This window comes from Maribellus mangrovi, from assembly GCF_037646455.1.
GTDB lineage: Bacteria > Bacteroidota > Bacteroidia > Bacteroidales > Prolixibacteraceae > Draconibacterium > Draconibacterium mangrovi_A.
In genome coordinates, this window is record NZ_JBBIXN010000005.1 from 201,249 (window position 1) to 213,566 (window position 12,318).

Annotated in this window: 9 protein-coding genes; 4 read left to right on the forward strand and 5 right to left on the reverse strand. The window is 40.3% G+C overall.

What is annotated here, in order from left to right; translation table 11 throughout:
* Nucleotides 1–114 precede the first annotated feature (114 nt).
* The 4 genes from WFY05_RS18660 to WFY05_RS18675 all read left to right on the forward strand — a co-directional run bounded on the left by WFY05_RS18660 (nt 115) and on the right by WFY05_RS18675 (nt 3,316).
* Complete coding sequence (locus WFY05_RS18660; protein WP_340114433.1) at nt 115–1,350, forward strand: serpin family protein; 1,236 nt, start codon at nt 115–117, stop codon at nt 1,348–1,350.
* A 41-nt stretch (nt 1,351–1,391) separates the two neighbouring features.
* The gene (locus WFY05_RS18665; RefSeq protein ID WP_340114434.1) at nt 1,392–2,045 is read left to right on the forward strand and encodes a NigD1/NigD2 family lipoprotein; all 654 of its coding nucleotides are present in this window, start codon (nt 1,392–1,394) and stop codon (nt 2,043–2,045) included.
* Between the two features lie 165 nt (nt 2,046–2,210).
* On the forward strand, nt 2,211–2,756 hold the full coding sequence (locus WFY05_RS18670) for a hypothetical protein (protein WP_340114435.1): 546 nt from the start codon (nt 2,211–2,213) through the stop codon (nt 2,754–2,756).
* 77 nt (nt 2,757–2,833) lie between these two features.
* Nucleotides 2,834–3,316, forward strand: a complete 483-nt coding sequence (locus WFY05_RS18675) for a peptide deformylase (protein WP_340114436.1) — start codon at nt 2,834–2,836, stop codon at nt 3,314–3,316.
* Between the two features lie 53 nt (nt 3,317–3,369).
* Here the strand turns inward: WFY05_RS18675 and WFY05_RS18680 are convergent, their stop codons facing one another.
* From WFY05_RS18680 to WFY05_RS18700, 5 genes are all read right to left on the reverse strand, one after another.
* Nucleotides 3,370–4,950 (reverse strand): OmpP1/FadL family transporter, encoded by a 1,581-nt coding sequence (locus WFY05_RS18680; RefSeq protein WP_340114437.1) that lies wholly within the window; start codon nt 4,948–4,950, stop codon nt 3,370–3,372.
* Nucleotides 4,951–5,385: 435 nt separating this feature from the next.
* Nucleotides 5,386–8,205, reverse strand: a complete 2,820-nt coding sequence (locus tag WFY05_RS18685) for a TonB-dependent receptor domain-containing protein (protein ID WP_340114438.1) — start codon at nt 8,203–8,205, stop codon at nt 5,386–5,388.
* A 237-nt stretch (nt 8,206–8,442) separates the two neighbouring features.
* Nucleotides 8,443–9,834, reverse strand: a complete 1,392-nt coding sequence (gene lpdA / locus WFY05_RS18690) for a dihydrolipoyl dehydrogenase (protein WP_340114440.1) — start codon at nt 9,832–9,834, stop codon at nt 8,443–8,445.
* A 109-nt stretch (nt 9,835–9,943) separates the two neighbouring features.
* Nucleotides 9,944–11,059, reverse strand: a complete 1,116-nt coding sequence (gene meaB, locus WFY05_RS18695) for a methylmalonyl Co-A mutase-associated GTPase MeaB (protein WP_340114441.1) — start codon at nt 11,057–11,059, stop codon at nt 9,944–9,946.
* A gap of 120 nt (nt 11,060–11,179) precedes the next feature.
* Complete coding sequence (locus tag WFY05_RS18700) at nt 11,180–12,277, reverse strand: DUF1573 domain-containing protein (RefSeq protein ID WP_340114442.1); 1,098 nt, start codon at nt 12,275–12,277, stop codon at nt 11,180–11,182.
* Between the last annotated feature and the right edge of the window lie 41 nt (nt 12,278–12,318).

Consider the following 12,318-nt stretch of genomic DNA (forward strand, 5'->3'; position numbering starts at 1 on the left):
TCATCTTTGTGTAGAACAAAGCAATCAAATCGGAGTAAAATGGCGTAACAAAACGCATTTTAGAGAGTAAAACCAAATTACCAAAAGCAGAAATCAATAAAACAAAAACAAGAAATGCAACGAATTAATCTGTTTATTTCATTAATACTGGTACTGCTGCTTTTTGCCTGCAATGCCAACGACGATTCGGCAAACGAAGTCAAGAATATTGATCTCGATACGAAATCGGCACAGTTGATTGAAGCCGACAATACGTTTGGTCTCGAACTCTTTCAACGCATTCGTGAGACTAGCGACGAAGAAAACCTGATGATCTCTCCACTCAGTGTCTCACTTGCACTTGCCATGGCTTACAACGGTGCCGACAATACCACCAAAGCCGAAATGGAGCATGCGATGAAGCTAAACGGTTTGTCAACCGATCAGATCAACAATTCGTACGAGATGCTGGTGGATGCCCTCCAATCGCTCGATGAAGATGTAGTTTTTGAGATTGCCAATGCAATATATTACCAGGAAGGATTTCCTGTGCATCAAAGTTTTCTGGATATTAACCAAATGGTTTACAAGGCCGAAGTTGAAAGCCTGCAGTTTGGTCCTGCAGCCGTAAAAACAATTAATGATTGGGTGGCCGATAAAACGCACGATAAAATTAAAGAGATCATTAATGACTTGTCGCCCGATGCCCGGATGGTACTTTTAAACGCCATTTATTTTTATGGAACCTGGGCCCAAGAATTTGATGAAGACGGCACAAAAATGAACCGCTTTACTAAAAACGATGGAACCATACTCGACGTGCCGATGATGAGCAAAACCGACAAACTTCAATATAGTACCAACGAGTCATTTAGCGCCATAAAACTGCCCTATGGAAATGGCCAGTACCAAATGGTAGTGATGCGTCCGGCAGACGGAATCACTTCTACCGATCTGATCGGGGAACTCAGTATGGAGAACTGGAACGAGTGGGCATCGCAATTCAGCGAACAGGATAATATTATGGTGACCATGCCACGTTTCAAATTTGGTTTTAAAAGCGAATTGGTAGAAATACTTAAACAAATGGGTATGCTGAAAGCATTTACCACAGCAGCTGATTTTTCAAAAATATCAAGCGAGAAGCTGTTTATCAGCGATGTTATCCACAAAACTTACATCGATGTAAATGAAACAGGAACCGAGGCAGCAGCAGTAACAGCTATTGTTTTCGAAACCACCAGTGTTGGACCGGGGCCTAAAAAAATCTATTTTACCGTGGATAAACCATTTGTGTTTGCCATTACTGAAAAAGATACCAATGCCATTTTATTTATTGGCGAAGTGCAAAACCCTGAATATGAAGAATAAATCGGAAAACTTTGCGTTATAACGAAAAGCCACTTTAAGCCATGAAACAAGTTATTATACTATTCACCGTTTTGCTTTTTGCATTGGCCTCGTGCCAGGACGAAAACGAGCCGGTTCTTACCGATACCGGGACGGTTGTCGATTATGCAGGAGCAGGCGACTGCGGTATCGTCATCGAACTCGACGGCGGCAGTAAAATTCAGCCCATGTATTACCCCGAAGGCTTTGTGTTCTCGCAAGGTCAACGGGTATTGGTGGAATACGTTGAAATGAACAATGTAAAAAACGGTTGTGACCGGGGCATACCGTGCGAAATCAATTATGCTGAAGAACTTTCGTGCTCGCCCTATGTCGATCTGTATTTCGAGAATTACGACAGCCTGGCGCGCGACCCGGTTCATTTGCACGAAGCTTACATGGACGGTACCTGTTTGTACCTGAAGATTTCGTACAGTGGCGGTTGCCAGGATCACACCATCGATTTGGCACGTATGCATCCGTGGACGGCTTCAAGTTCAACCATCCCTACTTTCGAGATCCGCCACAACGCCAACGGAGATTTATGCGAGGCATGGTTTACAAGGGAGTTCCGATTCGATTTAAGCGACTTGCTGGCCGAAGGAAAGACCGAGTTTGTACTAACCGCCAAATTATTAAACGACGAAATTTTCAATGAGATTTTTGAGATAAACTAGGAGTGGTATTCCTATATTTTTGTTGCACAGTTAGTTCGAAAAGCTGCTTCTTTTGAGGCAGCTTTTTTTCACCCATGAGATTTAGCGATAAATCAATGCAGCAAATCGTTTTTATTAAATAGGTTTTTGTCTTATATTGCAGTCATAAACCTTAAAAAATACAAAATGAAACGCTTTTTCACACTTTCCCTGTTTCTCTCCCTCCTGATCGCATTTTCGTCATGCGAAAAGATAAAGGATGCAGCCACTGAAGATTTCCAGACTACCATGACTGTAAAAATCCCCGTGTTGGTGGAGGAGGCAGATTCCATATCAACAACTAAATCTGCTCTTGTAAGTTATTCTTTTGAGGAATCGCTTACTGAATCTCTGGAAGATAATGACAAAATAAACGACTATCTTGACTTATTGAAAAAAATAGAGATTGATGAGGTGAATTTTGAATTTAGTGGATTGCTGGCTAATCAGATCATCGAAAAAGTAGATATCGCAGTAGATGGAGCTGGAGTAATTGTAACAATCGAAAACATTGACGCTTCTAAACTGAATTACACACCGGATATCAACAGTTCGGTGCTGGTTCAACTTGCCAATTTATTGTATATCAAGAAACAATTAACAGTAATAGTTTCAGGCTCAACCAATGCTGCTCCTATGGATTTTTCGGTAAATACATACTTCAACCTGCACGTTGAGGCAAGCCCACTTTAGAAAATACTTTTAATCCAAAATAAAAGCTGTTTCTTTTAAAAGGAGCAGCTTTTGTATTTTTGGAGAAACAAGTTTTTATGGCCATAAAAGACATCAGGTTATTGGGCGATCCGGAACTCTATAAAATAGCAGCACCCGTGCTTGTGGATGAACTTCGAGAACTACAAGCTCAGATCGGGTTGATGTGGGAGAGCATTCTCGATATTCGAAAAACTTATGGTTTTGGAAGGGCAATTGCGGCACCTCAGATCGGGCTGCAAAAACGTATTATTGCCCTGAATATCGACGAACCTTTGGTAATGATCAATCCTGAAATAGTTTCATTCAGTAAGGAAATGATCGAGTTATGGGACGATTGCATGAGTTTTCCAAATCTGCTGGTAAAAGTTCGGCGGCACAAAAACATCAGCGTAAATTTTTACGATAAAAATTTTCAAAAACACACCTGGAATCTGGAAGATGACCTGTCCGAATTAATTCAGCACGAATACGATCACCTGAACGGGATTTTGGCTACTCAACGGGCCATCGACTCAAAATCGTTGAAATGGAAAGCATAAAAAAAGGACGCAGAATAGTTTCAGCGCCCTTATGATCTTATATTGCTATTGGTTTAAAAAATGCTAACTGAAACACCTGCTCCAAACATGAATGCATTTTTCCCGTAAATATCGGTGTAATTACCAATATCCGGATCCAAAAAAGTGACTTCTTCTTCCTGATAAGCTATTTGTGATAAACCAGCGTCGAAAGTAAGTCTGTCCGTAATTTTCCATTCCAAACCTCCTGCGATCGCATAAGCTCCGTTATTATAGCTGAAATCACTATGAAACGACTCAGCAACACCGTTTGATAAATACAGACCACCTACACTCAATGCAAAATTATCGGTTAAATTAAATTGCAAACCGAGTGCTACTTCATGTGTATTTTTGTCTATCTCACGGTGCACTGCCTCCCCTACTGCATTGTATCGAACATTGTATCCCCAATCAACACCTTTATCCAGGAAATAGTTATAGGACAACTGAACTTCCATCCAATCCAAACCACGATATCCAACTCCTGCAGCAATAAGTCCGGGTACATCATTTCTGGATTCAGCTCCGTCAGGGAAAAGTCCCATATCATCAACTTTCGTGTCATTTGTTAATTTAAGGGTGGTTCTATGTTCGTATTTCAAAGCAATATTCCAGTCATCGTTAGGAGAAATATTCACTGAAATAATCGGAGTAAAACCAATACCGGTTTGTTTGGAATCTACTTCCTTGTCAGTTACATCAGCATCTCTTATTATTCCCAATTTAAGATTTGTGGCTTCCATTGCGTATACTGCCTCTTGATTTGTGACATCTGTAATCCCAAAAGCACCAAGCAGTTGAAGAATTTCAGGATTTGAGACGGAAGCATTACCATCTACCAAGCCAGCACCTATAGCAGCCTGTAAACCACTGGATGCTTGATCTATTGAATTAATGGTTCCGTCAAGAACAGGTTTCACCAGTGCCAGATAGTTATCAGCAGGAAGATTTCCTTGGGAAGTAAGTACGGATATATTTGAGATTGTCCCATCGTATGTATTTATAGATGGCATTACACGTACACCACCATATACCGAGATCATATCGTTGATCGCATAACTTGCCCCTAGTTGTATACCCCAGAAAATCGAAGAAGCTTCAAATGACATGTCTATACTATATCCATTTACACTTGGTATTTGATATGAATTGAAAAGTGGGGACAATTGTCCTAATCCCGAACCTAATTTTGAAATCGGGATTTCAAAAGACGGAAGACCATTTTCGAATTCAGCACTACCACCACCGGCAGCAGGACCTACACCCAAAGAAAATGCCCATTTGTTCTTTTTGTAAACTCCATAAAAGTCGGGAAATACAGGAGCAAATGTTTTTCCTTCGTAATAATTGTCATGATCATTCATTAACAAAGGAAAATTTGATGTTACTTCTCTCGTTTGCCAAATGGTTTGGCTCGAGAATGAAAAATGCCAGCCATCATTGAGTTTTATCAAACCGGCCGGATTGTAGAACACTGCATCAACATCCAGTGAAGCATTTCGCGATAACATACGGATGTACTGTGCACTTTGGTTGTAGTTAGTCAAAATTCCTCCTGCAAATGCAAGCTGAAGCAGCATCATAAATGCCATGGTTAATTTGATTCTTTTCATACGATTAATTTGGTTTTTTCAAAAGCATCATATAGAATTCGCATGATTATTTTGTATCCACTTAGATGAATTCCACACTGATGCTCATTTTATATACATAAATTTAATTCCGTGAATTTATCCTATTCATAAAATTCTTACTTACGGAAATAAATCGGTTGCTGTAGTTGATTTCAGGGCGCAAAATTAGAATTAAAAATTATACCACAAAACAATATTGTCTGATGTACAACACCTTGTATATAATTTGAATAATTAAGTCAATAATTCAAATTTTCAAAAAAAGAAAACCCCCAGTAATTACTGCGGGTTTATAAGCTATGTTAATTAGGCTTAAATAAATATCGATTCCCAAACCATTCAGCCAATTTTCTGTCGAAGTAAAACCAATCTATATGGTATGAATGTTAACTTTCAATTTGAATATGCTCTTCATTATAAATTCAAAGTCCATGACGCATAATACTGAGAACCAATATAACCCGTACCTGGCGCGCTAAAATATTCATTACCTCCGATGTTGGCTCCTCCTATTTTAATAACAGACTTCCACTTGGGTATGGAATAATTTACCTGTGCATCAAACACTGAATTTCCCGGTACGGTTCCATCCACAAAAGTCGATTCCCAGAAATATTCATTATGCCATCTGTAATTGAGGTTAAATCCCAGATTTTTGACAACACGTCCGCTTCCAAACGAGGCTTTAAACACGTGTTCCGGCGTATTAAACCCAGCCTCATAATCAGGATCTGTTTCCTGATCAAAATGAAATTTTGACCAGGTGTAGTTGACGCTTAAGTTATAATTGGAGAATACTTTTTTTGACAGACCAATGCCTATACCGTTGGATGATATTTCAGCTTTAGAATTTGTATAAATCTGAAAGGGGAAATAGTCTCCGTTATTTAAAGCAATTAAAGCTGTTGGCATAGGGCCTCCTAATTCCGGAGGCAGTGGAGTGATGTCAGAAAGATCCGCTTTGCCATAAAAAGGCACAATTACAGTTTTATTTCCAATAAAGTCATTATATATATTATAATAAGCACTCAAATCTACTGTTATGCCTCCAACTGCACCACGATATCCAATTTCAAAGGCTTTTACTTTTTCAGGTTGTACCAAATCAAAATCTGATTTTTCAAATGTTTGTGCCAATATTGATGAATAGGAGAAAGAATTGTCGTACGCTGCTCTACCGGATAATTGCACTGTTTCAGGATATCCTAATGCCTGACCTGTTGCACTAACCTCTAGAGGATTGCTGGTGTATCTGTCCAAATTATCAGAAGCAGAACCGACCAAAATAGCTCTACCTCCATTCAATCCAATGTATAAATCCTGTGTAGTTGGATTTCTAAAACCTGTTTGGTAAGATACTCTAAAATTATGATTCCTGTCTTCCCCAGCTGTATATACAAAAGAAACTCGTGGAGAGAAATTACCGTCAAAAAGTTGTGCTTTATCATAACGCACTGAACCGGTAAATTTCAGCCTGTCATCGGCTAATTTTTTTTGAAGTTGTCCGTAAGCACCGTATTCACTATAATTTATTGGACTATTATAGTCGGTAAAAATAGTACCAGACGAATTTAATGAATACTGGCGCCAGGAACCGCCAATTTGAATGTCGGCGAATTCAATAATATTTTTAAAATTATAGTTGGCTTCGACGTGATAAATTTTGGTATCATCAACAAATTTGGCACCCCCTGAAGCTATATCAGGATTTGAAATTACTTTATTAAAAGCATCTTTAAATGCTTGTGTGCCTGGTTCCAAAGCGCCTATTTGTGCCACTTGTCGAGCTAACTGATGTGCTGCTGCATCATCCAGCACAGGCATTCCGGGTATTAATCCAAGCCGTCCACCAACATATGCTTGTGCATACTCAGTAAACCATTGAGTATCTGATTTCCACATTCTATTTACATTAATGGCTGCAAACCTTGTATCGTATGAATCTCCCGCCGATTCACCCGTCATATATGCTCTTACAAAGAAATTGTTATCTCTGACTTCCAACTTATTCTGGTACATGTAAAAATTCTGAATCGAATACCTGTTTGTTCCCTGGTAAATGGTATTTCCCATTCCAAATTTCGAATTGATAATAATTTCGAAATCATCGCCTTTAGGTCGAATATTTAATGAGAGATCAGCTTTAAGACTTTCGGCCCCATAATCTATTACATCAACCTCGTTATATCCGGTTCTTGAAATAGTTTGCGAACCCAACATGGAGGCAATTTGTTCAGGCGCACCAGCTGACAGAGCAATTTGTTCAAAATTTAATGTGGTAAACACTTCATCACCATACACATTCAGACCATCATAGTCAGGGTTTAGTCGAGTATATCCGGGATTGAAATAATCTTCGTAATCTGTAGCATACCATTCAGTACCATTAAGAAATGAAACAGAAAGCTTTGCAGCAAATTTATCACTAAAAGCATGAGCCGCTCTAAATCCTGCATCAACAAACGGTTTTGTTCCTGCGGCTTTTTGCACGGTAAATCCGGTTTTGCCATAAACACTTACTCCCTGAAATTCAAATGGATTTTTACTTTCCATAAACATAATTCCATTAAAAGCGTTTGCCCCATATAATGCCGATGCCGCACCTGGAAGTATTTCAACGGTGTTAACATCAAGTTCTGACATCCCAAGCATGTTACCAATATTAAAATTGAGTGCCGGTGATGAATTATCCATTCCGTCAACCAGCTGGACAAAACGGGTATTGGCAAAGGTTGCAAATCCCCTGGTATTAACTGATTTAAAGGTAAAACTGTTTGTATTCACATCAACACCTTTCAGGTTTACCAATCCGTCGTAAAATGTTGCTGAAGTTGTATTTTTAATATCCCGGGTATCCATTCGCTCAATGGTAACTGGTGATTCCATAACTCGCTCAGGAGTTCTGGATGCTGATATAATCACCTCATTCAGTTTGGTTTCAGTCTCTGTTAAATCAATATTTATTTCCTGGTTATTTTGGTTGATTTCCACCTCACTCTTTTGATATCCAACCATAGAGAAGATGAGCTTAAAAGGTGGGTTCTGATCCAGATTTAGCCAAAAATTACCTTCCCAGTTAGTGGTAGTACCAATCGTCATTCCCTCTACAGAAACATTAACGCCCAACATCGGTTCACTTGTTTTAGCATCTTTGACATTTCCTGAGACTACTGTCTGAGCAAATAATGAAGTTCCGAAACAGAACAAAAAGATGAATGTTACTAGTTTTTTCATAATAAGTTTGTTAGTTGATTATTATGAAAATTACATTAAAATTCTATTCGAGGTTTTTTCTCATTCGAATTATAGTCAATTTTAAGATCCTGACTACCTGCAATTAAGGACAATTAGAACAAATAAGACTAAAATTCCACTACGATAATCTTATTTAGAATTGTTTTTACAAACAGATACATGGACAAAAAAAAGCCCGAAGAATTTATCTCCGGGCTTCCTATTTTGCATGATATTTTAAATATGAATTACCTCATCGTAGGCAGCGGCGGCAGCTTCCATAACAGCTTCGCTCATGGTTGGGTGAGGATGGATCGTTTTGATCAGTTCGTGACCTGTGATTTCGAGTTTCTTGGCCACAACCATTTCCGCGATCATTTCCGTTACGTTTCCCCCGATCATGTGAGCCCCCAGCAATTCGCCGTATTTGGCATCGAAGATCAGTTTCACAAAACCGTCTTTTTGTCCGGCAGCACTTGCTTTACCACTGGCCGAGTACGGGAACTTACCCACTTTAATTTCGTATCCGGCTTCTTTGGCCTTAGCTTCGGTAAGCCCTACCGACGAAACTTCCGGGCTGGTATAAGTACATCCGGGAATGTTACCGTAATCAACAGGTTCCGGATTCAGTCCGGCAATTTTTTCAACGCAAACAATACCTTCGGCAGAAGCTACGTGCGCCAGCGCCGGGCCGGCAAGAATATCGCCGATAGCATAAACGCCTTCAACATTTGTTTTGTAGTATTCGTCAACAACAACCCTACCGTTTTCGGTTTTCACACCCAGTTCTTCCAGGCCAATTCCTTCGGTATTCGGTGTAATACCCACTGCCGAAAGAACGATATCGGCTTCAACAACCTGCTCACCTTTCTTAGTTTTGATGGTTACTTTACACTTATCGCCTGAAGTATCCACTTTTTCAACCGACGAATCAACCATCACATCCATCTTGGCTTTTTTAAAGTTACGCGCCAGTTGTTTGGCCACTTCTTCATCTTCATTCGGAACAAGTGTCGGCATAAATTCAACGAGGGTAACTTTTGTACCAATTGTATGATAGAAATAGGCAAATTCGCTACCGATAGCTCCCGATCCAACAACCACCATACTTTCGGGTTGTTTTTCAAGTGTCAGCGCTTTGCGGTAACCAATAATTTTCTTTCCGTCCTGCGGCAGGTTTGGCAATTCGCGTGAGCGTGCCCCCGTTGCCACTATAATATTTTTAGCCTCGTAGGTGCTTTTCTTTCCTTTATCGTCGGTAACTTCCACCTTGTTTTTAGCGGTAAGTTTTCCAAAACCGGCAATCGATTCAACTTTATTCTTTTTGAAAAGGAACTGAATTCCTTTGCTCATGCCATCGGCAACACCACGACTGCGCTTTACCATGGCTGCAAAATCGGGTTTCACATCACCTTTAATCGAAACGCCATAATCGGCAGCGTGAGCGGCGTATTCATAGGCCTGGGCACTTTTTAAAAGCGATTTTGTGGGAATACATCCCCAGTTCAAACAAATTCCTCCGAGGTTTTCTTTTTCAACAACGGCAACTTTCAGTCCTAATTGGGCAGCGCGAATAGCGGCAACATATCCGCCCGGACCACTTCCAATCACTATTAAATCGTAAGTCATTTTATTTTTTTTGATGTATTGATTTTAAGTATTAATAACACCTTTTTTATGGAAAGGTTTTACAAAATTAGCTGTTTTACGGGAAAACATTGTCCTGTACAATGTGGTATCATCTCAGCTTTGAATACAATTCGAGTAATTCGCCTGCCGCAACAAACGAACTCATGGCGTCGTGCTTTACATAATTCTCCATTACCCTGAGCTTCTCCTTAATCTCAGGATGATCATAAAAGTTCCTTTTCAACTGTTCCTCGATGGTCTCGTGCATCCAGTAGGTAGACTGTGCATTCCTGTGCTGAAAGAGGTAACCGTTTCTCCGGGTATGCGCGCGATAGTTTTCTATTTGTTCCCAAATCGCTTCAATTCCTTTTTTATGATAAGCCGAGCACGTTAACACCTGTGGCCTCCACTCCGACTCCTTAGGAGGGAAAAGATGGATGGCATTTTTATACTGCGCTTTTGCAATATCAGCTTTTTCCACATTCTTCCCGTCGGCTTTATTAATTGCAATCAGGTCGGCCATTTCCATAATTCCGCGTTTAATTCCCTGCAGTTCGTCGCCGGCTCCGGCCAGCATCAGTAAAAGGAAAAAATCGGTCATGGAATGCACGGCTGTTTCACTTTGCCCCACTCCAACGGTTTCAATAAAAATATGATCGAACCCGGCAGCTTCACAAAGAATAATGGTTTCGCGGGTTTTACGGGCCACACCACCAAGCGAACCTGCAGAAGGGCTGGGCCGGATATAAGCATTTTTATCGCCCGAAAGTTCTTCCATCCGTGTCTTATCTCCCAGAATACTTCCTTTCGAACGTTCACTGCTCGGGTCGATGGCCAAAACTGCCAACTTACCACCTTGTGATGTAATGTATCGCCCCAATGCTTCAATAAAAGTACTTTTCCCAACGCCGGGAACACCGGTTATTCCTACCCGTATTGAATTTCCGGTGTGCGGCAGACATGCTTTTATCACCTCCTGTGCCACCTGCTGGTGTTCTTTTTTCGAACTCTCTACCAGAGTTACAGCCTTGCTCAGCAAAGTAATATCGCCTGCCAGAATGCCTTTAATATATGCCTCCGGTGCCAGTACTGAACGCTTCTTAGTCAAAAATCGTTTTACCGAATCGTGATTAACTGAATCGGGCTTTTCAATACCGGAATTCACATTGAGTCCCTTAAATTCCGGATTGTTCTCCGGGTGATGTGCTTTCTTATCTTCTGCCATGTACTTTTTATATATTGCTCAAAAATAAAACAAAATATACAGCTTGCCTAACACGCAAAAAAGAAGGTGCTGCAGGTTTTACCCTCCAACACCTTCGATATATTACTGACATTAAACTTCTTAACTTCCCTGTGTTGTTACTACGTTACTCGAAATACGCAAAGTTGTGGTTGGCGTTTTCGGATCGTTGGTAATTACAGTAATTGATTTACTCTGACGGCCTCTTTTACCGCGCGAGTCGAAAGTAACTTTAACAGGAGCAGATTCTCCAGGGGCAATTACTTTAGTTGATGGTGCAACGGCAGTACATCCGCAAGAAGAACGAACCCGACGGATCAGCAATTCTGATTTACCATCGTTGGTTAAAGTGAAAGTATGTGATTTTTTCTCGCCTTGTTTCATTTCACCAAAGTCGAAAGTTTTAGGTTCGAAATTAGCAACCGGAGCACTGGCCAATTGTTCAGGCGAAAGGCTTGAGAAATCTTCCTCAAGAGTAGCACTTACTCCCACCGAGTTTTTATAATTATCGCTACCGTTTAATTTCAGATAAATACGGTGTGAAGCAAAACCGTAGGTATTGGCCTCACTTGAATTATAAGTAACAATAAGCTTTCCTTGTCCGTGGGCAGGAATGGTGGTTGGCTCAACTTTGGCAGTTAAGTGCTTTGGTACAGTTCTGAAACCTACCTCGATTGGCTCATTAGTATCGTTTACTAATTCCAGTTCTTTGGTTGCATCTTTACCCATGGTTAATTTTCCAAACGACAAATAATTCGTTTTAACCCTCAAGTCTCCTATTTTCCTTGGGTATTTTTCTGCCAGTGTTTTTTCGCGTGGTTCAACTTTTCCTGAAATACGCAATACGACAGTAGAATTTGAGGCATTTGAACTTACAGTAACTGATTTGTTAAATGATCCGGGACGATTTTTAGGATTGTAAGCCACTTCAATCGATCCTTCGGCTCCGGGCGCAACCGGCTCGCGAGTCCACTTGGGAGTGGTACATCCGCAGGAAGCCCTAACATTGGAAAGTACCAGTGGTACCTCTCCATCGTTTTTAAACTTAAAAGTTGTTTTTTGCACACCGTCTGATTCTTTAAATGAACCAAAGTCATGTGTCGATTCTTCAAAAGCAATTTTGGATTTCCCCTGGGCATTTGCTGAAACAAAAGCCACAACAAAGGCGAAAACCATCATTAGTTGTAGAACTCTTTTCATAATAAATATTTTAAATTTGTAGGTAATATTCAGATTTACTA